17 protein-coding genes are annotated in these 21,414 nt (G+C 65.9%); 13 read left to right on the forward strand and 4 right to left on the reverse strand.

All coding sequences use genetic code 11. The features are described 5' to 3' along the window. The first annotated feature begins 29 nt into the window (after positions 1-29). The 4 genes from CK222_RS01070 to CK222_RS01085 are packed head-to-tail and all read left to right on the forward strand — an operon-like array spanning position 30 to position 3,316. Entirely contained in the window at positions 30-911 is an 882-nt protein-coding gene (locus CK222_RS01070; protein WP_095799109.1) for a branched-chain amino acid ABC transporter permease, read from the forward strand. After that, on the forward strand, positions 908-1,870 hold the full coding sequence (locus tag CK222_RS01075; RefSeq protein WP_095799110.1) for a branched-chain amino acid ABC transporter permease: 963 nt from the start codon (positions 908-910) through the stop codon (positions 1,868-1,870). Before CK222_RS01070 ends, CK222_RS01075 begins: the two co-directional genes overlap by 4 nt. Continuing rightward, positions 1,867-2,595: an ABC transporter ATP-binding protein gene (locus CK222_RS01080; protein ID WP_067324686.1), complete on the forward strand. Its 729-nt coding sequence runs from the start codon at positions 1,867-1,869 to the stop codon at positions 2,593-2,595. Before CK222_RS01075 ends, CK222_RS01080 begins: the two co-directional genes overlap by 4 nt. After that, positions 2,588-3,316, forward strand: coding sequence for an ABC transporter ATP-binding protein (locus CK222_RS01085; protein WP_095799111.1), 729 nt, complete (start codon positions 2,588-2,590; stop codon positions 3,314-3,316). Before CK222_RS01080 ends, CK222_RS01085 begins: the two co-directional genes overlap by 8 nt. Before the next feature lie 90 nt (positions 3,317-3,406). Here the strand turns inward: CK222_RS01085 and CK222_RS01090 are convergent, their stop codons facing one another. Then, a complete protein-coding gene (locus tag CK222_RS01090) occupies positions 3,407-4,807 on the reverse strand; it encodes a sodium:proton antiporter (RefSeq protein WP_176477543.1) in 1,401 nt (466 codons plus the stop codon). 58 nt (positions 4,808-4,865) lie between these two features. Further along, positions 4,866-5,480: a bifunctional nicotinamidase/pyrazinamidase gene (pncA, locus tag CK222_RS01095; RefSeq protein ID WP_095776932.1), complete on the reverse strand. Its 615-nt coding sequence runs from the start codon at positions 5,478-5,480 to the stop codon at positions 4,866-4,868. Between the two features lie 224 nt (positions 5,481-5,704). Between pncA and CK222_RS01100 the strand changes: the two genes are divergently transcribed. Genes CK222_RS01100 through CK222_RS01125 form a run of 6 tightly spaced genes read left to right on the forward strand, consistent with a single transcriptional unit; the run spans position 5,705 to position 12,766 of the window. Then, positions 5,705-6,562 (forward strand): xanthine dehydrogenase family protein subunit M, encoded by an 858-nt coding sequence (locus CK222_RS01100; protein ID WP_095799112.1) that lies wholly within the window; start codon positions 5,705-5,707, stop codon positions 6,560-6,562. Beyond that, positions 6,559-9,312: a molybdopterin-dependent oxidoreductase gene (locus CK222_RS01105; RefSeq protein ID WP_095799113.1), complete on the forward strand. Its 2,754-nt coding sequence runs from the start codon at positions 6,559-6,561 to the stop codon at positions 9,310-9,312. Before CK222_RS01100 ends, CK222_RS01105 begins: the two co-directional genes overlap by 4 nt. Beyond that, positions 9,309-10,850: a 6-hydroxynicotinate reductase gene (locus CK222_RS01110; RefSeq protein WP_095799114.1), complete on the forward strand. Its 1,542-nt coding sequence runs from the start codon at positions 9,309-9,311 to the stop codon at positions 10,848-10,850. Before CK222_RS01105 ends, CK222_RS01110 begins: the two co-directional genes overlap by 4 nt. Then, complete coding sequence (locus tag CK222_RS01115) at positions 10,850-11,731, forward strand: hypothetical protein (RefSeq protein ID WP_095799115.1); 882 nt, start codon at positions 10,850-10,852, stop codon at positions 11,729-11,731. The genes CK222_RS01110 and CK222_RS01115 overlap by 1 nt, the downstream gene beginning before the upstream one ends. Continuing rightward, on the forward strand, positions 11,724-12,308 hold the full coding sequence (locus CK222_RS01120) for an amino acid synthesis family protein (protein ID WP_095799116.1): 585 nt from the start codon (positions 11,724-11,726) through the stop codon (positions 12,306-12,308). The genes CK222_RS01115 and CK222_RS01120 overlap by 8 nt, the downstream gene beginning before the upstream one ends. Continuing rightward, positions 12,305-12,766, forward strand: a complete 462-nt coding sequence (locus CK222_RS01125; protein WP_095799117.1) for a MarR family transcriptional regulator — start codon at positions 12,305-12,307, stop codon at positions 12,764-12,766. The genes CK222_RS01120 and CK222_RS01125 overlap by 4 nt, the downstream gene beginning before the upstream one ends. Here the strand turns inward: CK222_RS01125 and CK222_RS01130 are convergent, their stop codons facing one another. Then, positions 12,767-14,473, reverse strand: coding sequence for a hydantoinase B/oxoprolinase family protein (locus tag CK222_RS01130; protein WP_095799118.1), 1,707 nt, complete (start codon positions 14,471-14,473; stop codon positions 12,767-12,769). Between the two features lie 2 nt (positions 14,474-14,475). Next, the gene (locus tag CK222_RS01135; protein ID WP_095799119.1) at positions 14,476-16,548 is read right to left on the reverse strand and encodes a hydantoinase/oxoprolinase family protein; all 2,073 of its coding nucleotides are present in this window, start codon (positions 16,546-16,548) and stop codon (positions 14,476-14,478) included. A 220-nt stretch (positions 16,549-16,768) separates the two neighbouring features. On the opposite strand from CK222_RS01135, the gene CK222_RS01140 reads away from it, so the two are divergent. The 3 genes from CK222_RS01140 to CK222_RS01150 all read left to right on the forward strand — a co-directional run bounded on the left by CK222_RS01140 (position 16,769) and on the right by CK222_RS01150 (position 21,330). Continuing rightward, positions 16,769-17,596, forward strand: a complete 828-nt coding sequence (locus CK222_RS01140) for a ferredoxin--NADP reductase (protein WP_095799120.1) — start codon at positions 16,769-16,771, stop codon at positions 17,594-17,596. 142 nt (positions 17,597-17,738) lie between these two features. Next, positions 17,739-18,788 carry a deoxyribose-phosphate aldolase gene (deoC, locus tag CK222_RS01145; RefSeq protein ID WP_095799450.1) on the forward strand — a complete coding sequence of 350 codons (1,050 nt, stop codon included), beginning with the start codon at positions 17,739-17,741 and terminating at the stop codon, positions 18,786-18,788. A gap of 166 nt (positions 18,789-18,954) precedes the next feature. Continuing rightward, positions 18,955-21,330, forward strand: coding sequence for an aldehyde dehydrogenase family protein (locus CK222_RS01150; protein ID WP_095799121.1), 2,376 nt, complete (start codon positions 18,955-18,957; stop codon positions 21,328-21,330). The last annotated feature ends 84 nt before the right edge of the window (positions 21,331-21,414 follow it).

Below are 21,414 nucleotides of genomic sequence, written 5' to 3' on the forward strand. Positions count from 1 at the left end.
TGCCTCGCGCATCCGCCGGTATCTAGCCCATGCACTTCGGACCCCACCTCCTGCTCGCCGCCCTGGAAGGCCTCGTCACGTCCGCCGTGCTGGCGCTGACGGCGCTTGGCCTGTCGCTGGTGTTCGGCGTCATGCGCATCGTCAATGTCGCGCATGGCGAGTTCTTCATGCTGGGCGCCGTGCTTGCCTGGGCGATCTCGACGGCGATTTCCGGCCATCCCGCTATCGGCTTCGTCGCCGCGCTGGTGATCGCGCCGTTGCTGGTCGGGCTGGTCGCGTTTCTTGCCGAATGGCTGGTGCTGCGCCGGCTGAACTACAATCCCGAAGGCACCATCGTCGCCACCATCGGCATGCTCTATATCATCCAGCAACTGGCGCTGACCTTCTACGGCCCGGAAGCGCGCCCGGTCGAGCCACCCTTCAATTACCGCATCCTGCTGCCGTGGTTCGGCTATTCAGGCTACAAGCTTTCGGTCATTGCCGCCTCCGCGGTTCTGCTGGTGATCACCTGGCTGGTGCTGACACGGACGAAAATCGGCCTGATCATGCGCGCCACCCAGTATGACCGCGAGACGGCGCAGGCCTTCGGCATCCCGGTCGAGCGCGTCTATGCCGGCGTGTTCGCCATCGGCGCCATGCTGGCGGCAATCGCGGCGGTGCTGATCGTGCCGATCAGCCAGGCGCATTACCTGATGGGGCAGGACCCGCTGCTGTTGTCCTTCATCGTCGTCATCATCGGCGGCCTCGGCTCATTGCGCGGCACGGTGGTCGCCGCCATCCTGATCGGCCTCTCCGACGGCATCGTCTCGGTGTTCTTCTCGCCGACCTTGGCCAAGATCATCGCCACGCTGGTGGTCGCCATGGTGCTGGTGTTCCGGCCGCAAGGCCTGTTCGGGACGGCGGCGCGATGAAGGATGCTTCCCCCGCGAAGACCTACGCGCTGCATATCGGCGTCATCGCGCTCCTGTTCGCGCTGAATTTCGTCCTGCCCGATTATCATCAGGGCCTGTTCGCGCGCATCATGGCGCTTGCCGTCTTCGCCATGGGCTACAACCTGCTCTTCGGCTATGTCGGCCTGCTCAGCCTCGGTCACGCCATGTTCTTCTCGGCCGGCCTCTATGGTGCCGGGCTGGCTGTCTATCAATTGGGCTGGGGCGTGCCGGAAGCCTTCGTCGCCGGGGTTGCCTGCGGCGCCCTGCTTGCCTTGGTCATCGGCCTGCTCGCGCTGCGCACATCGGGTGTGGCCTTCATGATCGTCACCATGATGTTCGCGCAGGTCTTCTATCTGCTCATCCTTTATTTCGCCGCCTGGACCGGCGGCGACCAGGGCCTTGTCATCCAGCAGCCGTCGAGAATAATCGCGATCGGCGGCGCATCGCTCGACCTGACCAATCCGACTGTGCGCTACATGAGCGCTCTGGCGCTGTTCTCGGTCGTGCTGCTCATCACGCTTGCTGTCGTTCGCTCCCGCTTCGGCCGCGTGCTGGTCGCCATTCGCGAGAATGAGGAGCGCACGAAGATGCTGGGCTACGACACCGTCGCCAACAAGCTCGTCGCCGTCATTGCCTCGGGCGCCATCTGCGCCGCGTCCGGTGCGGCTTACGCGCTGCTGTTCGGCTATATTGGATCGAGCTTCGCGTCGGTGCAGTATTCGATCCTGCCACTGCTCTGGGTGCTGCTCGGCGGCGCCGCGACCATTCTCGGGCCGCTCATCGGCACGCTGTTCATGTATTATGTCACCGACATCACCAGCGGCTTCACCTCCGCCTATCTTTTGATCGTCGGCGTGGCGCTGATCGTGCTGGTGCTCTTCTTTCCGAAGGGCGTTCTGGGCAGCGTCCGCCAGCGCTGGCTCGGATGGTTGCCGTGATGCCGCTGCTCACCACCAAGGGTCTTTCGCGCCGTTTCGGGGGCTTGCGCGCCGTCGACGGCGTCGATTTCGCGCTGATGCCGGGCGAAATCCGCGCCATCATCGGCCCCAATGGCGCCGGTAAGACAACTTTCGTCAGTCTGCTCAGCGGCCGCATCCAACCCTCCTCCGGCATGATCGTCTTCGACGGCGCCGACATCACGACCATGCCGGCTTACAAAAGGGTTCGCCTCGGCGTTGCCTACACCTTCCAGATCACCAGCGTCTTCGCCAATCTCACGGCCTACGACAATGTCGCGTTGCCGGTGCAGCGCACGCTGACCGACGGCCGCTCGAAGGGGCAGGTGAGGAGCGGCGTCATGGCGGCGCTGGAACGCACCGGCCTCGCCGACCGCGCCGGCACCCCGGCCGGCCAGCTTTCCTACGGCCACCAGCGCCTGCTGGAGGTGGCAATGGGCCTGGCGCTGAGGCCGCGCCTGCTGATCCTCGACGAGCCGACGCAAGGGCTGGCCGACAGCGAGATCGACAATTTCGTCCTACTGGTGCGCGAGATCGCCAAGCATGCCACCGTGCTGCTCATCGAGCACAACATGCCGGTGGTCATGCAGCTTGCCGACCGCATCACCGTCTTCAATTCGGGAAAGATTCTCGCTGAGGGCACGCCCGAGCAGATCCGCGCCAATGCCGAGGTGCAGGATGCCTATCTCGGAGCGACCCATGGCTGATCTCCCCGGCACCGAGAGCGGGCTGCTCGCCATTTCCGGCCTCGACTGTTTTTACGGCGAGGTGCAGGTGCTCTACGGGCTCGACCTTGTCCTCAACAAGGGCGAAGTGCTTTGCCTGTTCGGCCGCAACGGCACCGGCAAGACGACGACGCTGAAGGCGATCATGGGGCTGGTTCCGGCCGCTGCCGGTTCGATCAGACTGGCCGGCAAGGAGCTGACCGGACTTGCCGCGCATGACGTGCCGAAGACGGGCGTCGCTTATGTGCCGCAGGGCCGGCGATTATTCGCCGACATGACGGTGGCGGAAAACGTCGAGATCGGCCTGATGACCCGCGGCAAGGGCAAGGCGACGCGGGAACGCGTCCTCGACCTTTTCCCGCTGTTGCGAGAGCGCTTGAAGCAACGCTCCGGCACGCTTTCCGGAGGCGAGCAGCAAATGCTTGCCATGGCGCGTGCGCTCTGCCTCGAGCCGCAGGTGCTTCTTCTCGACGAGCCCACCGAAGGGCTGATGCCCTCGATGATCGCCAAGATCCGCGAGACGGTGGCGAAGCTGCGCGATCTGGGCGTCTCGACGATCCTGGTCGAGCAGCGCGTCGACGCCGTGCTGTCGGTCGCCGACCGCATCTCATTCATCGAGAACGGCCGCAACCGCGAGACCGTCGATGTCGAGGAACTGCGCGCCGACCCCTCCGCGGTTCGGCGCTATGTGGGCGTGGGCTGAAGGTCACTGCGAAGCAGCGGGAGCTGGCGCCGAGCCCCACCCGGACCTGGCCCGACCTCCCCACAAGGGGAGGTAAAGCTCTGCACCGCTTCACCTAAAAAACAAAAACCCCGCGATCAAAAACGTCGGGATCAGCACCAGGCCGGACCACGCCATGTAGCCGAAGAAGCCCGGCACCTTGAAGCCGCGATGTCTGGCGATAGCAAAGACCATGAAGTTCGGCGCATTGCCGATATAAGTGTTGGCGCCCATGAACACGGCGCCGGCCGAGATCGCGGCGAGCGTGGAGGCCGCCTCCGTCATCAGGTGCCTGGCGTCGCCGCCGGCAAGCTCGAAGAACACCAGATAGGTCGGCGCGTTGTCGAGGAAGGACGACAGCGCTCCGGTCAGCCAGAAATAGGCGAGATCGTCGGGCTGGCCGTCCGCCGAGGTGACCAGCGAAACCAGCGGCGCCAGCGCCCCATCGTGCCCGGCTCTCAGGATGGCGATAACCGGCACGATGCAGATGAAGATGCCGGCAAACAGTTTCGCCACCTCGGCGATGGGCCCCCAACTGAAGCCGTTCGCTTCCCTGTGGTTTTTGTACGAGACTTTGAGCGACAGAAAGGCCAGCGCCAGGATGATCGCGTCGCGTACCAGGTTCTGCAGCTCCAGGCCGATGCCGAGGATCGGGATGCTGATGCCCGGCTTCCAGCTGGCGGAAAGCAGGATCGCACCGATCACGCCGGCCAGCAGCGGCAGGTTGGCGAGGCCGCGCAGGCGCACCTTCGTGTCCGGTGTCGGGTCCTTGATCTTCGGCAAGCCGCCCTCGCGGCGATGCAGCACGATGTCGAGCGCCAGGAAGATGATCAGCACCAGCCCGCCGGTGAACAGCGTCTCGCGCCAGAGGTTCGCGGTCGTCCAGAAGAAGTCGACCCCCCGCAGGAAGCCGACGAAGAGTGGCGGGTCGCCGAGCGGGGTCAGCGAGCCGCCGATGTTCGAAACCAGGAAGATGAAGAAGATCACCACATGCGCGTTGAACGGGCGGTTGTCGTTGGCGCGCAGCATCGGCCGGATCAGGATCATCGAGGCGCCCGTCGTGCCGATGACCGAGGCGAGGATCGCGCCGATCAGCAGCAAGCCTGAATTGACCAGCGGCGTGCCGTGGATGTTGCCGGCGACCAGGATGCCGCCGGAAATGGTGAACAGCGCGAACAAAAGGATGATGAAGGACAGATATTCGGTGAGCAGCGTGTGCAGCACCGCCTCGCTTGCCGCCGGCATGCCGAAAGCGATCGCCAGCGGAACCACGGCAAGTGCCGCCCACGCGGCGGCGATCTTGCCGTAATGATGCTCCCAGACATGATGGAACAGCAGCGGCCCGGTCGCGATCGACAGCAACAGGCCGGCAAAGGGCAGCGCCCACCAGAGCGACATCGCCGCGCCGGGCAGCTCATGCGCCTCGGCTGCGAAAACCGCTTGTGGAAAGGCGAGAAGGAGTACGGCCGTCATGGTTGCCGCCAACACCTTCGCCAATGTCGCAAAGCCCCCTCGATGCCTCACGGCGCGGTCAGTCCGAAAGGTGATCTTCGAGCACCACCCCGGCCTCGCGCATCCGTTTCAGCATCGTGCCGACCGAGCCGTTGAGATCGATGCCGCGGCAGGCATCCAGCCGCACCGTCGTCTTGAAACCTTGCTTGGCGGCATCGAGTGCCGAGAAGGCGACGCAGAAATCGGTGGCCAGGCCGACCAAGGTGATGGTGTCGATGCCGCGCTCCTTGAGATAGCCGGCAAGGCCGGTTGGGGTCGTGTGGTCGTTCTCGAAGAAAGCCGAATACGAGTCGATCGCGGTGCGGAAACCCTTGCGGATGACCAGTTCCGCTTTGGTCCAGGCGAGCCCGGAATGGAAATCGGACCCAAGGCTGCCCTGGATGCAGTGATCCGGCCAAAGCGTCTGCGGCCCGTAGGGCATCTCGATCGCTTCGAAGGGCTGCTTGCCTGGATGGCTGGAAGCGAAGCTCGAATGGCCGGCCGGATGCCAGTCCTGCGTCAGGATCACGTGATCGGTCCGCCGGATCAGGTCGTTGACCAGCGGCACGATCTCGTCGCCCCCGGCCACGGCCAGCGCGCCGCCGGGGCAAAAGTCGTTCTGCAGGTCGATGACGATGAGCGCTTCGTCGGCCATGCGGCCTCCCTTCTTCCTCGGCTTGGGCTCCAGTTGACGCGACCGGACACGGAACCTTGACCAGATGGCCGGCTGCGTCAACCTCCACAGGCATAACAAAGCCGTGGCCGACCACTTCGCTTTGACAATCGCGGCGAAGTTGATATCATTTGCATACGAATGAATTTGCCCGGCTGGACGGCGGCAGATTCCCTCGGAAAGGCCCCTTTCTGGGAAGGCAAAGCGTGATCCATTACGCGAAACCCACCACGGTCGACGAGGCGCTCGCTCTGCTTGGCGAGGACCGCTGGCGCATTCTGGCCGGCGGCACCGATTTCTATCCGGCGCAGGGCGCGAAACCATTCCGCGACAACATTCTCGACATCAATGGTCTCGCCGCGCTGCGCGGCATCGCCGAGACGGACGACTATTGGTGGATCGGCGCCCGCACCACCTGGACCGACGTCGTGCGCCACAAGCTGCCCAGGGCGTTCGATGCGCTGAAGGCGGCCGCGCGCGAAGTCGGCTCGGTCCAGATCCAGAACGTCGCGTCGGTCGCCGGTAATCTCTGCAACGCCTCGCCCGCCGCCGACGGCGTTCCGGCGCTGCAGGTGGTCGATGCCGAAGTCGAATTGCGGTCGGCGAAAGCCACGCGCTACCTGCCGCTTGGCGGGTTCATTCTCGGCAATCGCCGCACGGCGCTGCAGCCGGACGAGATGGTTACCGCCATTCGTGTGCCGAAACGTTCGGCTGTCGGCTCGTCCGCCTTCGTCAAGCTTGGCGCGCGGCGCTATCTCGTGATCTCGATCGCCATGGCGGCGGCGCGTCTCGTGATCGAAGATGGCGTGGTCGCCGATGCTGCTATCGCTGTCGGCGCCTGCTCCGCCGTCGCCCGTCGTCTTGCCGGCGTCGAGGCGGCCCTGCGCGGCCAGCCGGTTACCGCCGCGCTCGCCGATGCGGTGCTGTCCGCGCCGATCGACGAACTGTCGCCAATCGCCGATGTGCGCGGCAGCGCCGAATACCGGGAGCATGCGGCGCGCGAGATCGTTGTCCGCGCAGTGTGCGCTGCGATCAGCCTGGGCGAAGGCAAGGTGGCCGCATGACAATGGAGCGCACCGACATTGCCTTCGAGGTCAACGACGCGGCTGTCAGCGTGTCGGTGCCGCCGGTGCGGCGGCTCTCGCAGGTTCTGCGCGACGAGTTGCGGCTGACCGGCACCAAGGTCGGCTGCGACGCCGGCGATTGCGGCGCCTGCACCGTGCTGGTCGACGGCAATCCCGTCTGCGCCTGCCTTGTGCCGGCGGCCTCGGTCTCCGGCGCGTCCGTCACGACGGTCGAGGGCCTCGCCAACGGCAGGCTGTCGGCCTTGCAGGCGTCCTTCCTCGAACACGGCGCCGCGCAATGCGGCATCTGCACGCCGGGCCTGCTGGTGGCGGCTACCGCGCTGCTGCAGCGCAACCCAACGCCGAGTGAAGCCGAGACGCAGGATGCGCTGGGCGGCGTGCTCTGCCGCTGCACGGGGTACCGGAAAATCGTCGCGGCGGTGATGCATGCCTCGCAGCATATGGACGGTTTCGACCGTCGCCTGCCGGAGGTCGGCCGCGCCGTCGGCGCCTCGCCGATCCGGCTCGACGGCGTGCCGAAGGTTACCGGCGACGAAAAATTCGGCGGCGATTCCTTTCCGCACGACGCGCTGTCGGTGCTGGTCGTCCGCTCGCCCTACTATCACGCCGGTTTCAGCTTCGGGGATCTCGACGCCTGGGCCAAAGCGCATCCCGGCATTGCCGGCGTCTTCACCGCCGCCGACATTCCGGGCAAGAACTGCTTCGGGGTCATCGGCCCCTTTGCTGATCAGCCGGCCCTTGCCGAAGGTTTCGCGCGCCTTCGCGGCGAGGCGGTCGCGCTGGTGGCGGGCGAGCGCGAAGCCATCCCCGACCTCGACCTGACGGATTTTCCGATCGCCTGGACGGAACTGCCGCATGTGTTGCAGCCCCGCGAGGCGAAAGCCGACGGCGCACTCCTGATCCACCGGCATCGGCCGGCGAACCTGCTCACCTCCGGCTATGTCGAACATGGCGATCCCGACGGCGCCCTTGCTGCCGCTGCTGTCACCATCTCCGGCGCCATCGAGACTTCTTTCGTCGAGCATGCCTATATCGAGCCGGAGGCCGGCTTCGCTTACATGGATGGCGACACGCTCGTCATCGTCGCCTGCACCCAGGCGCCCTACATGGATCGCGACGACACGGCCAAGGTGCTAGGCCTCCCGGTCGAAAAAGTGCGCATCGTGCCGACCGCCACTGGCGGCGGCTTCGGCTCGAAGCTCGATGTCTCGCTTCAGCCTCTGATCGGCCTTGTGGCGATGAAGACCGGCAGGCCGGCGGCACTCGCCTACACGCGCAACGAATCCATGATGTCGACCACCAAGCGCCATCCGGCCGAAATGGAGGCGACCATCGGTGCCGATTCCGAGGGCCGCGTCACCGGAATGATCTTTGAGGGCGATTTCAACACCGGCGCCTATGCAAGCTGGGGCCCGACGGTTGCCAACCGCGTGCCGGTGCATGCCTCCGGCCCCTATCAGACGCCGAACTATCGGGCGACGGGCAGGGCCATCCATACCAACGGCCCGATCGCCGGCGCCTTCCGCGGCTTCGGCGTGCCGCAGGCAACCATTATGCAGGAAACGCTCTACGACGCGCTCGCTGGCAAGCTTGGCATGGATCGCCTCGATTTCCGGCTGAAGAACTGCCTTCGAAACGGCTGCGAAACGGTCACGGGCCAACGGCTCGAGTCGGGCGTCGGCATCAGTGAATGCCTGGAGAGGCTTCAGCAGCATTGGGCGCGCGCGCTTGGCGATGCGGAAGCCTTCAACGCCATCAACACGGCAAGCAAGCGCGGCGTCGGCGTCGCCTCCTGCTGGTATGGCTGCGGCAACACCTCGCTGCCCAATCCTTCGACGATCAAGGTCGGCGTCTCGGCCTCCGGAGATGTCGTGCTGCACCAGGGCGCCGTCGACATCGGCCAAGGCTCCAACACGGTCATCAGCCAGATCTGCGCCGACGCGCTCGGCCTGCCGCTGGACAAGTTCAGGCTGAAGAGCGCCGACACCGCCATCACGCCCGACGCCGGCAAGACATCCGCCTCGCGCCAGACTTTTGTCACCGGCAAGGCGGCGGAGAAGGCGGGCCGCGCGCTGCGCGAAAAGATCCTGCGTTTCGCCAATGTGTCCGATCAAGCAACGATCGCGCTCGACGGCGCAAGCATCTCCATCCGCGAGGGGGATGCGACGCGACGCATCGATCTGCGTACACTGAAGATCGATGCCGATGGCTTGGTGTTCGTCGCGGAAGAGACCTACGATCCGCCCACGCTGCCGCTCGACGCCAAGGGCCAGGGCAAGCCCTACGCCGTCTATGGTTATGGCGCCCAGATCGCCGAGCTTGAGGTCGATCTCAAGCTGGGCACGGTGAAGCTGCTCAAGATCACCGCCGCGCATGATGTCGGCAAGGCCATCAACCCGGTACTGGTCGAGGGGCAGATCGAGGGCGGCATCGCGCAAGGCATCGGCATGGCACTGATGGAGGAATATATCCCCGGCCGCACCGAGAACCTGCACGACTACCTCATCCCGACCATCGGCGACGTGCCGCCGGTCGAGCACATATTGGTGGAAGTTCCGGACCCGGAAGGACCTTTCGGCGCCAAGGGTTTGGGGGAGCATGTGCTGATCCCGACCGCGCCGGCGATCCTCAACGCCATCCGACATGCCACCGGCGTGCTGGTCACCAAAGTGCCGGCGACGCCGAGCCGCATCCTGGCGGCGATCCGCGAAAAGGAGGCGCGCCGATGAGCGAGCTTGCCGAACGTTTCGAAACCCACGATCCCGGTGAGAAGCAGGTGGCGGAGAAGATCCGCTGCGATGCCTGTCCGGTGATGTGCTACATCGCCGACGGCCGCACCGGCGCCTGCGACCGCTACGGCAATGTCGGCGGGCGCATCGTGCGCATGGATCCGCTGACCATCCTCGACCACGCGGCCGAGACCGGCGGCGCGGTCGTGCCATTCGTCGCCGAGGGCGAGGAGTGGGGTGGCGAGCTGGTCAACACCGGCCGCCGCTTCGTCACCGCGATCGGGGCCGGCACCACCTACCCGGATTACAAGCCCGCACCTTTCATCGTCAGCCAGGAGGTCGAGGGCGTCGATCTCGTCACCGTCGTCACGGAGGGCATCTTCTCCTATTGCGGCGTCAAGGTGAAGATCGATACGGACCGCCACATCGGCGACGAGACGGCGACCGTGCGCTCGGAAGGCGAGGCGATCGGCCACGTCACCACTGGCGAGTATGGCTCGCAGATGCTGTCGCTTGGCGGCGTGCATCACTTGACCGGCGGCTCCAAGGCTGAAGGCCGCGCGACTTGCGACGCGCTTCTCAACCTCTGCAACAGGAAGCCGGTCGAGCTCACCATCGACGGCGGTGCGACGGTCATTGTCGAGGCTGGCAAGGCGCCGGTCATCGACGGCAAGATCGAGCATCGCATGCGCGTCGGCTGCGGCTCGGCCACCATCGGCATGTTCGCCACGCAATGGCGCGGGCTGGTCGACGAGGTTGTGGTGGTTGACGACCATATCACCGGCGTCGTGTCGGAACATCAGGCCGGCAAGGTATTGGGCTGGGAGGATACCGGGATAAAGATCATCGGCCGCCGCTCGACGCCTGGCCGCTACTTCAAGGTTTCGGAGCCCGGTCTCGGCTGGGGCGGCACGACGATCTCCGATCCGCTGTCGATCCTGGGCGATTGGAACGCCAAGAAGGGTGCTCGCCCCGGCCTGTCGCTGCTGATGGTCTCGACCACGGGCGAACAGTTCGCTTACTACGAGCTGGACGATCAGTTGAAACCGGTCGAGAAACCGTTCCCGGAGCGGCTGCAGAAATCCGTCGGCCTGATCGAGGACAATTGCGAGCCGGCCCTGTGCACCGTGCTCTTCATCGGCGGCGCCGGCGGCTCGCTGCGCGCCGGCGTCACCGAAAACCCGGTCAATCTCACCCGCTCGGTTCAGGGCCTGAAGACCTATGTCACGGTCGGCGGCGCGCCGGTCTATGTCTGGCCGGGCGGCGGCATCACCCTGATGGTCGATGTCACCCGCGTGCCGGAAGGCGCATTCGGCTATGTGCCGACGCCGGCGCTGGTCGCGCCGATCGAATTCACCATGCGCCGCGACGACTACGTCCGGCTCGGCGGTTACGAGGACGAAATCCGCAGCGTCGAGGATATCCTCGCCAAAGGCGGCGAGTACCTTAATCCGCGCAGCAATGCCGGCGCGCCGGCCGGCAATCCCTGGCCGCCGTTGGCGCAATTGCGCCGCACCCCGGCCAATGGGGCCGACTGATGAACGGTCCGCAGGCGCATTGGCTCGCCGACGGCAGGCGGCTTCATCTCAATCACGGGCCGATCGACCTCATCGTCGAGGCCTTTGGCGATGCAGCTGAACGCCGCGCCGCCTGCGCGCAGGCCGTCGCGCGCTTCCAGACGATCCTGACCGAACTGGTCGAGGAGCTTCCCGAATTGCGCCGTCCGGCGTCTTTGACGCCGAGCGTTTTTGCAGGTCCGACCGCGCGGCGCATGGAGGCCGCGGTCGCACCGCTCGCGGAATGCTTCATCACGCCGATGGCCGCCGTTGCGGGTTCGGTAGCCGACGAAGTTCTGGCCGCGCTTCTCGCCGGACGCCTGCTCGAGCGCGCCTACGTCAACAATGGCGGCGACAGCGCCATTCATCTCGGCAAGGGCGGCACGATAACGCTGGCGATCGCCGGCACCGGGCACGGCATGGCCGACCGCATCACGATCCGCGCCGAAGACGGCGTGCGCGGCGTCGCCACCAGTGGCTGGCGCGGCCGCTCCTTTTCGCTGGGCATCGCCGACGCGGTCACCGTGCTGGCGCGGACCGGCGCCGAGGCGGATGCCGCGGCGACGCTGATTGCCAACGCGGTCGACCTGCCTGGGCATCCGGCGGTTCATCGCGTGCCGGCGCGGGATCTTTCGCCCGACAGCGATCTCGGCGAACGGCTGGTGACGCAGGGCGTCGGCGGGCTAGCGCCCGGCGAGGTGGCCCGGGCGCTGGATAACGGCCTTGCCGTCGCCGAAAATTTTCGCCGGCGCGGCCTGATCGCCGCGTCGGCGCTGTTCCTTGCCGGCCAAACCCGCATCAGTGGCTCCGTGGCGCTCGCCGCGCCCAACAAGCATAAAGCGAAGGAAACTGCCCATGCCTGAATTCCCGATCCGCAAGGTCGCGGTGCTGACCGAAGAGATCTTCCACGACGGCGGCCCAGCGGCGAAGGAGCCGCGCCTGCGCGCCGCGGCTCTCGCCGTGGTCAAGAACCCGTTTGCCGGTCGCTATGTCGAGGACCTGCAGGGCGCGATGGAGGACCTGAAGCCGCTCGGGCTGTTGCTTTCCGACAGGCTGATCGCCGCGCTTGGCGGCGATGTGAAAAAGATCGACGGTTACGGCAAGGGCGCCATCGTCGGCAGTGCCGGCGAACTGGAGCACGGCGCGCTCTGGCACGTGCCCGGCGGCTACGCCATGCGCGAGCGGCTCGGCGACGCCAAGGCGATCGTGCCGTCGGCGAAGAAGGTCGGCGCCTTCGGCGCACGGCTCGATGTCCCGCTCGGCCACATCAACGCTGCCTATGTGCGCAGCCATTTCGACGCGATGGAAGTCGGCATCAGCGACGGCCCGCGTCCCGACGAGATCTTGTTCTGCCTCGCCATGACCTGCGGCCCGCGCGTCCACAACCGCATGGGCGGCCTTGCGGCCGGAGACATCAAGGCTTGGGACGGCTTGAGATGAGCGGCGAGGACAATCTGCTGCGGCTGGTCGAGGCCGAAGAGCTGGACGAGAACAACTACCATCTGCAGGACCAGGTCGGCTTCATCCTGCGCAGGGCGCATCAGCGCCATGTGGCGATCTTCGCCTCCCACATCGGCGATCTGACGCCGCCGCAATTCGCCGCTCTCGCCAAGCTCTACGACATCGGCGAGACCTCGCAGAACCAGCTCGGCACGCTGATCGCCATGGATGCCGCGACCGTAAAGGGCGTCATCGACCGGCTGAAGGCGCGCGGGCTGGTCGAGCTTTCCAAGCACGAGGTGGACAAGAGGCGGCTGCTGGTCAATCTGACGGCTGAAGGCCGCGAGGCGATCGAGCGGCTGATCCCGCTTGCCCGCACCATCACCGAGGAAACGCTGGCGCCGCTCACGGCCAAGGAGGCTGCGACCTTCTTGCGGCTGCTGGCGAAGTTGGCCTGATCAAACCTCCGGATCGGCCCCGAACATCTCCCGCGCCTGCTCGGCCGTGTAGTAGCCGAGCCGGACATCTTCGGCGACCTGCTTCGGATCGCGCTCGCGCGGATCGCCATAGCCGCCGCCGCCGGGCGTGCCGACGCGCACGCGGTCGCCGGCCTTGAGCGGGATATCCTGCTCCTTCGACAGATGCGGCGGCACATGCGCTTCGCCGCCCCGAAACACGGTCACGCTGTTCGGCGCGCCGTCCCTGCCGCCAAGCGCGCCTTGCGGCCCGAAACGGCCATGGTCCATGACGAAGGACGCGCGCGCCTCGCCGCGCAGGATCTCGACTTCATAGGCGAGCCCGAAGCCGCCGCGATGTTTGCCGGCGCCGCCGGAGCCTTCGCGCAGCGCGTAATGGCGGTAGAGCACCGGGAACGCCTGCTCCATGATCTCGACCGGCGGCGACTTCGAAATGCCGATCGTCGAGCAGCCATTGCTCAAGCCGTCATGGCCCGCATTGCCGCCATAGCCGCCGCCCGAAATCTGGTACATGACATAGTCGCGGCCGCGTGCCGGGTCGTTGCCGCCGAGCGCGAAATTGCCGCTGGAACCGGCGGGCGCCGCCGTGACTTTCTCCGGCAATGCCTGCACCATCGCCGCGAACACGGCCTCCGCAATACGCTGCGAAACCTCCGCCGCGCAGCCCGAGACCGGCCGCGGATATTTGGCGTCGAGGAAGGTATCTTCCGGCCGCTTGACATTGAGCGGCTCGAACGCGCCGGCGCTGATCGGCACTTCGGGGAAGATGTGGCGCATGGCGAGATAGACCGACGATAGCGTCGTCGCCAGCACGCTGTTCATCGGGCCTGCGCAGGGCTTTGACGAGCCGGCGAAATCGAAGGTCAGGCTGTCGCCCTTCTTCTCGACGGCGAGATTGATGGTCAGCGGCTCGTTCACCACGCCGTCGGAATCGACAAAAGCCTGCGAGCGGTAGACGCCGTCCGGGATAACGGCGATCGAGGCGCGCATCTGGTCGGCGGCGCGGCGGCGCAGTTCGGCGATCGCCTCGACGACGGTTTCGTCGCCGTAACGATCGAGGATTTCATTGAGCCTGTCCTGGCCGATCAGCAGTGCCGCAGCCTGCGCACGGATGTCGCCGATGCGCTGGTCGGCGACGCGGATGTTGGAGCAGATGATGGCGTAGATCTCGGGATCGAGCAGGCCCTTCTTGAACAGCTTCACCGGCGGCAGCCGCAGACCTTCCTGTTCGACGGCGGTGGCCGAGGCCGAGAAGCCGCCAGGCACCGCGCCGCCGATATCCGGCCAATGGCCGGTGTTGGACAGCCAGCAGAAGATTTTGCCGTCGCGGTAGACCGGCATGACGAAGCGCACGTCCATCAGATGCGTGCCGCCGAGATAGGGGTCGTTGACGATGTAGATGTCGCCGGGCTCGGGGGCCAGGCAGCGCCCGTCGGCGATCATCTCGATCACCGTCTTGGTCGAATACTGCATGACGCCGACGAATACCGGCAGGCCCTTGCTGCCTTGCGCGATGAGCGAGCCGTCGGCGGCGGAATAGATGCCGTCGGAGCGGTCATTGGCCTCGGCGATCACCGGCGAGAAAGCGGCGCGGGAAAACGTCAAATCCATCTCGTCGCAAACTTGCTGCAAGGCGGCCTGCAGCACCGAAAGCGTGATCGTGTCGAGCTTTGCCCCTTCGACTGCCATTGTCAGGCCTCGCCGATGTCGATGATGATGTTGCCGTCGGCGTCCGAACGCGCATGATCGCCGGGCTCAAGCACGGTGGTGGCGTCCATCTGCTCGAGGATCGCCGGCCCTTCGATTGTTGCGTCGAGCGGCAGCCTTTCGCGCGCATAGACCGGCGTGTCGTGCCAGCGCCCGCTGTACCAGACCGGCCGGATCTCGCGCCGCGCCTCCTCCAGCGTCGCCGCGCGTCCTGCCGGGTCGATCAGCTGAGACAGGTCGATCTGCGGCCGCACGCCCGTCACCGAGGTGTTGAGGTTGACGAGATTGGCGCGGATCTCCGGCAGTTCAACCTTGAAACGCGCGAAATAGGCTTTTTCGAACAGCTGCTGCAGCGTCGCCCGTGAAACCGAGGATGACGGCAGCGGCACGTTGATGATGTGCGTCTGGCCGACGAATTGCATGTCGGCGGAGTGGGTGACGCGGATTGCATCGGGCTTCACTGCTTCCTTGCCAATCAGCGACTCGCCTTCGTTTCGGTGCCGTTCCAACAACTCGCGAAGCTGTGCTTCGTCGAGGCTCGCTACCGGCTGGTTGACCGTATTGACGAAGTCGTGCCTGAGGTCGGCGACGACGCAGCCGAGCGCGTTGGTGATACCCGGGCGTGCCGGCACCACCACTTTCGGCAGGCCGAGTTCGCGGGCCAGCGCCGTCGCGTGCAGCGGCCCGGCGCCGCCGAAGGCGAACAGCGCGAAATCGCGCGGGTCGTGGCCGCGCGACACCGAAACCATGCGGATGGCGCCCGCCATCTTCATGTTGCCGAGCCTCAAGATGGCACCGGCCGCCTCGACGCCGGAAAGGCCCGTGTGCCTGCCGATTCTGTCCTCGAAGATTGCGGTGACGCGCTCGACAGTGACCGGATTGTCGACCGCAAGCAGCTTCTTCGGCGCCAGCCGCCCGAGCACCAGATTGGCATCCGTGATGGTGGGTTCCGTGCCGCCGCGCCCGTAGCAGATCGGGCCGGGATTGGCACCGGCGCTTTCCGGACCGATCTGGATCAGGCCGGCGGCGTCGACGCGCGCGATCGAGCCGCCGCCGGCGCCGACGGTGTGCACCGCCACCATCGGCACATGGATCGGCATCGCATATTCGATCTCGATCTCGTTCGAGACCGCGGGCTCGGCGTTGCGGATCAGCGCCACGTCGGTCGAGGTGCCGCCCATATCGTAGGTCACCAGGTTGGCGAAGCCGGCGCGTTTTCCCGTATAGGCGGCGGCGATGACGCCGGAAGCCGGACCGGACATGACGGTCTTTGCCGATTCCTGCGTGACAAAGCGGGCCGAGATCATGCCGCCATTGCCGTTCATGATCAGGAAGTCGCGCGCATAGCCTTTCGCCGCGAGCTCCTTGCGCAGCCGCTCGACATAGCGCTCCAGAATCGGCTGCACCGAGGCGTTGACCGCCGCCGTCACGCCACGTTCGAATTCGCGCGCCTCCGAAAGCAGCGCATGGCCGGTGGTGATGTGGCCGTTCGGCCAGAGCTCCGCCGCGATCTCGGCCGCGCGCCGCTCGTGCGAGGGGTTGGCGTAGGAATGCAGGAAATGGATGACGAGCGACTCGCAGCCGGCGTCGAGCAGCTTTTTCACGGCATCGCGCATTTCGGCCGCGTCGAGCGGCAGGCGAACCGCGCCGGACGCCTCAACGCGCTCCGAAACTTCGAGCCGCAGATCGCGCGGAATGACCGGCACGAAGGTGCCCGTCATGCCATAGGCTTGCGGCCGCGTGCGCCGTCCAAGCTCGATCACGTCGCGGAAGCCGCGCGTCGTGATCATGCCGGTCCTGGCCAGCCGGCGCTCCAGCACGGCATTTGTGGTGGTCGTCGTGCCGTGCACGATGAGGTCGATGCCCTCGACCGGAAAGCCGGTCGCGCCAAGTGCGGCGACCACGCCGAAGGCCTGATTTTCCACCGTCGTCGGGGTCTTGGCGATGTGCACCTTGCCGCCGGCCTTGCCGTCGATCAGGAGCAGATCGGTGAAGGTTCCCCCGACATCGATGCCGGCAACCACGCTTCCCGCAGACGCCGAAAATTTCTCATTCATTGCCGAAACCCGAAATGCCAGGACTACGGATATGCCTCGGTTTGGAAAGCCGTTTTACGCTGCCATCTTGACCTGAAGATCATTTGTATACTAATAAATTCCGGACACAAGAGCTTACCGCTTGGCAGTGTGCAGAGAGCACGTCGGAACCTGACCGTTCGGGCGCGCACGAGAAAGTTTGGCGCCAGCGCCTCGCGTCCGCGCCGGAAAGTTGGGTTTGATGAACACGACATCCGCGTTGAACCTCGCCGGTGCAAAGCCGCTGCAGTTCCCGATCCCGGCCAATGTCTATGCCGAGACCGTGGTATCGGTGAAGCATTACACCGACCGCCTGTTCTCGTTCCGCATCACCCGCCCGCAGTCGCTGCGCTTCCGCTCCGGCGAGTTCGTCATGATCGGTCTGCCCAATGCCGAGAAGCCGATCTTCCGCGCCTATTCCGTTGCCAGCCCCGCCTGGGACGACGAGCTCGAATTCTTCTCGATCAAGGTCCCGGACGGTCCTCTGACCTCCGAGTTGCAGAAGATAGAGGTCGGCGACACCGTCATCATGCGCCAGAAGTCGACCGGCACGCTGGTGCTCGACGCGCTGACGCCTGCAAAGCGCGTGTTCATGATCTCGACCGGCACCGGCATCGCGCCTTTCGCCAGCCTGCTGCGCGACCCCGACACCTATGAGAAGTTCGATCAGGTGATCCTCACCCACACCTGCCGCGACAACGCCGAGCTCACCTACGGCCAGGAACTGGTGGCTGCGCTCGAGACCGATCCGCTGATCGGCGAGCTGACCGGCGGGCGTGTCACGCTCTACAATTCGACGACCCGCGAGGAGTCGGCGCGCATGGGCCGGATCACGGCCCTGATCGGCTCGGGCAAGTTTTACTCCGACCTCGGCATCGACAAGCTCAATCCCGAGACCGACCGCATCATGATCTGCGGCTCGATGCACATGCTGAAGGACGTCAAGGAGCTCGCCGAAAGCCTCGGCTTCCAGGAGGGCTCGCTCAACCATCCCGCCAGCTTCGTCGTCGAGCGCGCCTTCGTCGGCTGAGGCGCGTCTCCCAGTGTTTTGACCATGCGGTCAAAAACCTACTGCTTTTGCCGCCTTTTTCCGCTATGAGCCACTGAAGGACTCGTGAAGGACAACTTCGCGGGCTATCTTCAGTGCACGTCGCTGAATGAAAGGGCAGGAGATGAGCAGCACCATCCGCGAGGCCGGCTCAGGCGCGTCCAAGATCATGCCGCTGCCGGCGCGTGCCCCCGCCAACACGCCGATGCCGCTGGAGCACGGCATTGCCCGCAATCCTGGCATGAAGCTGGACCTCGGCTTCCTCGAATCGGTGCGCAGCGTCAACCGCTCGGCGCTGGAGCGCCGCGTCGCCACCCTCACCAAGCGGCGCTCGATCAAGGCCGACAACCAGGCCGCCTGGCTGCTGCGCGCGATCGCCTGCATGGACCTGACCACGCTGAATTCCAACGACACCGACGAGCGTGTGCGCCGGCTCTGCGCCAAAGCGATCAATCCGCTGCGCCGGGACATCGTCGAGGGCCTCGGCATCGCCGACGAATCGATCCGCCCCGCGGCGGTTTGTGTTTACCATCCCTTCGTGGCCACGGCCGTGGATGCGGTGCGTGGCACAGGCATCCATGTCGCGGCCGTCTCCACAGCGTTCCCGCACGGCCTTGCGCCGCTCTCGACCCGCCTGCAGGAGATCGAGGCCTCGGTGAAGGACGGGGCCGACGAGATCGACGTCGTCATCCCGCGCGGGCTGGTTTACGGCGCCAAATGGCGCGAACTGTTCAACGAGATCGTCGCCATGCGCGCCGCCTGCGGCGAAGCCCATCTCAAGGTCATCCTAGGCACGGGCGATCTCGCCACCCTGCGCAACGTCATGCTGGCTTCGATGGTGGCGATGATGGCGGGCGCCGATTTCATAAAAACCTCGACCGGCAAGGAAAGCGTCAACGCCACGCTTCCCGTCGGGCTTGCGATGGTGCGCGCCATCCGCGCCTATTTCGAGGAGACCGGCTATCTGATCGGCTTCAAGCCGGCGGGCGGCATTTCCACCGCGAAGGTCTCGCTCGACTGGCTGGTGCTGATGAAGGAAGAGCTTGGCCGGCCCTGGCTCGAGCCGCAGCTGTTCCGCTTCGGCGCCTCCAGCCTGCTCACCGACATCGAGCGCCAGCTCGAACATCATTTGACCGGCCACTATTCGGCCAACCATCGCCACGCGATGGCGTGAGCCACCCCCCTCCCCCTTGCGGGGAGGGTCGCCGCGAAGCGGCGGGGTGGGGGTCGAAAAACAAATCTGCCTGATCCATGCACCAAACCATTAGCCATTTACCCCCACCCCGATCGGCTTCGCCGATCGACCCTCCCCACACGGGGAAGGGTAAAGGAGCCACCCCATGAACATCCTAGAACGTTATCGCGCCATGGAGTACGGCCCGGCGCCGGAAGCCCGCAACGAGGCCGACGCCTGGCTCGCCGGCCGCGATTTTTCCAGGGCGCTGTTCATCGACGGCGCCTGGAAGGCGGCGGCAAGCGGCAAGACTTTCGATACCAGCGAGCCGTCCTCCGGCAAGCTGCTGGCGAAGATCTCGGATGCCGGCGCCGGCGACATCGACGCCGCGGTTGCGGCGGCCGCAAAGGCGCTGCCGAAATGGTCGGCATCCTCGGGCTACGCCAGAGCCAAAGTGCTCTATGCCATCGGCCGCGCCATGCAGCGCCATCAGCGCCTGTTCGCGGTGTTGGAATCGATCGACAACGGCAAGCCGATCCGCGAGAGCCGCGACATCGACGTGCCGCTGGCGATCCGCCACTTCATCCATCATGCCGGCTGGGCGCAGACGCTCGAGAAGGATTTTCCCGGCCACAAGCCGGTCGGCGTCGTCGGCCAGGTCATTCCGTGGAACTTCCCGCTGCTGATGCTGGCCTGGAAGATCGCGCCCGCGCTCGCGGCCGGCTGTACGGTGGTGCTGAAGCCGGCCGAATTCACGCCGCTCACCGCCATACTGTTCGCCGAGATCTGCGAGCGCGCCGGCGTGCCGAAAGGCGTCGTCAACATCGTTCAGGGCGGACCGGAGGCGGGTGCCGCCATCGTCAACCATCCGGGCGTGCAGAAGATCGCCTTCACCGGTTCCTCCGAGGTCGGCAAGATCATCCGCAAGGCAACCGCCGGATCGGGCAAGAAGCTGTCGCTGGAGCTCGGCGGCAAATCGGCCTTCGTCGTTTTCGAGGATGCCGACCTCGACAGCGCCGTCGAGGGACTGGTCGACGGCATTTGGTTCAACCAGGGCCAGGTCTGCTGCGCCGGCTCGCGGCTCCTGGTGCAGGAAGGCATCGCGGAGGCCTTCATCGCCAAGGTCAAGGTCAGGATGAGCCGCCTGCGCGTCGGCAGCCCGCTCGACAAGAACACCGACATCGGGCCGCTGGTCGACCGCACGCAGCTCGACCGCGTCAAGGGCCTGATCGCCGAGGGCGCCAGGCAGGGCGCCGCTTGCTGGCAGCCGGACGCTGCCTTGCCGACGACGGGCTACTATCACTTGCCGACGCTCGCCACCTCTGTTTCGCCGGCTAATATCCTGGCGCAGGAGGAGGTGTTCGGGCCGGTGCTGGCGACGATGAGCTTCCGTAACACCGAGGAGGCGATCGAGCTAGCCAACAACACGCGTTACGGTCTTGCCGCTTCGGTGTGGAGCGAGAACGTCAATCTCGCTTTGCATGTCGCGCCGCAATTGAAGGCGGGCGTCGTCTGGGTCAACGGCACCAACATGTTCGATGCGGCCTGCGGCTTCGGCGGCTATCGCGAAAGCGGCTTCGGTCGCGAAGGCGGACGGGAAGGGATGTTCGAATATCTTGCCGCCAAGCTGCCGGTCGGCCCCGCCATCAAGCCGGCCGCAGTCGGCTCGGCGCAGGTCGTCGAGCAGGCTGACGGTATGGCCATCGACCGCACGGCAAAGCTGTTCATCGGTGGCAAGCAGGTGCGTCCGGACGGCAACTACTCGCTGACCGTCGCCACCGCCAAGGGCAAGCTTGCCGGCGAAGTCGGCCTTGGCAACCGCAAGGATATCCGCGACGCGGTCGCCGCCGCGCGCGCCTGCAAGGCCTGGCCGGACGCGACGGCCTTCAACCGCAGCCAGGTGCTCTACTACTTCGCGGAAAACCTTTCGGGCCGTGCCGATGAGTTCGCTGCACGCCTTGTCCAACTCACCGGCGTGACGGCGAAGGCAGCGCGCGAGGAGGTAGAGCAGTCCATCGAGCGGCTGTTCCTCTATGCCGGCCTCACCGACAAGTTCGAGGGCCGCGTCCACCAGCCGCCGGCCCGCGCCGTGACGCTTGCGCTGCACGAGCCCGTGGGCGTCGTCGGCATCGTTGCGCCGGACAATCAGCCGCTCCTCAACTTCGTCTCGCTGGTGGCGCCGGCGCTCGCCATGGGCAACACCGTGGTGGCCGTGCCGTCCGAGCGTCACCCGCTTTTAGCCACGGATCTCTACCAGGTCATCGAATATTCCGACATTCCGGCCGGCGCCATCAATATCGTCACCGGCCGCAGCGCCGAGCTCTGCGGCGTTCTGGCCAAGCACGACGACGTCGATGGGCTCTGGGTGTTTGCCGATGCCGACACCTGCGCCAAGGCGGAGGCCGATTCCATCGGCAACCTCAAGCGCGTCTGGACCGGCAATGGCCGCAGCCTCGACTGGACATCGAGCGAGGCGGCTGGCGAGGCCATCCTGCGCCGCGCCATCGAGGTCAAGAACGTCTGGGTGCCTTACGGCGACTAAGCGCGTTCCAGACCGGGTCTGGTTTGACGACACTCGCGCCGCAAATTCGGCGCGTTTGCCGCAGGCTTCCAGGCTTGACGCATC

Origin of the sequence: Mesorhizobium sp. WSM3866, from assembly GCF_002294795.1 — a bacterium.
Lineage (GTDB): Bacteria > Pseudomonadota > Alphaproteobacteria > Rhizobiales > Rhizobiaceae > Mesorhizobium.

Coding starts and splice junctions, on each gene's coding strand:
- CK222_RS01150 (WP_095799121.1), top strand. CDS start 18,955: ATGAACATCCTAGAACGTTATCGCGCCATGGAGTACGGCCCGGCGCCG.
- CK222_RS01130 (WP_095799118.1), bottom strand. CDS start 14,473: ATGGCAGTCGAAGGGGCAAAGCTCGACACGATCACGCTTTCGGTGCTG.
- CK222_RS01140 (WP_095799120.1), top strand. CDS start 16,769: ATGAACACGACATCCGCGTTGAACCTCGCCGGTGCAAAGCCGCTGCAG.
- CK222_RS01120 (WP_095799116.1), top strand. CDS start 11,724: ATGCCTGAATTCCCGATCCGCAAGGTCGCGGTGCTGACCGAAGAGATC.
- CK222_RS01125 (WP_095799117.1), top strand. CDS start 12,305: ATGAGCGGCGAGGACAATCTGCTGCGGCTGGTCGAGGCCGAAGAGCTG.
- CK222_RS01115 (WP_095799115.1), top strand. CDS start 10,850: ATGAACGGTCCGCAGGCGCATTGGCTCGCCGACGGCAGGCGGCTTCAT.
- CK222_RS01105 (WP_095799113.1), top strand. CDS start 6,559: ATGACAATGGAGCGCACCGACATTGCCTTCGAGGTCAACGACGCGGCT.
- CK222_RS01110 (WP_095799114.1), top strand. CDS start 9,309: ATGAGCGAGCTTGCCGAACGTTTCGAAACCCACGATCCCGGTGAGAAG.
- CK222_RS01070 (WP_095799109.1), top strand. CDS start 30: ATGCACTTCGGACCCCACCTCCTGCTCGCCGCCCTGGAAGGCCTCGTC.
- CK222_RS01090 (WP_176477543.1), bottom strand. CDS start 4,807: ATGACGGCCGTACTCCTTCTCGCCTTTCCACAAGCGGTTTTCGCAGCC.
- CK222_RS01085 (WP_095799111.1), top strand. CDS start 2,588: ATGGCTGATCTCCCCGGCACCGAGAGCGGGCTGCTCGCCATTTCCGGC.
- CK222_RS01135 (WP_095799119.1), bottom strand. CDS start 16,548: ATGAATGAGAAATTTTCGGCGTCTGCGGGAAGCGTGGTTGCCGGCATC.
- deoC (WP_095799450.1), top strand. CDS start 17,739: ATGAGCAGCACCATCCGCGAGGCCGGCTCAGGCGCGTCCAAGATCATG.
- pncA (WP_095776932.1), bottom strand. CDS start 5,480: ATGGCCGACGAAGCGCTCATCGTCATCGACCTGCAGAACGACTTTTGC.
- CK222_RS01075 (WP_095799110.1), top strand. CDS start 908: ATGAAGGATGCTTCCCCCGCGAAGACCTACGCGCTGCATATCGGCGTC.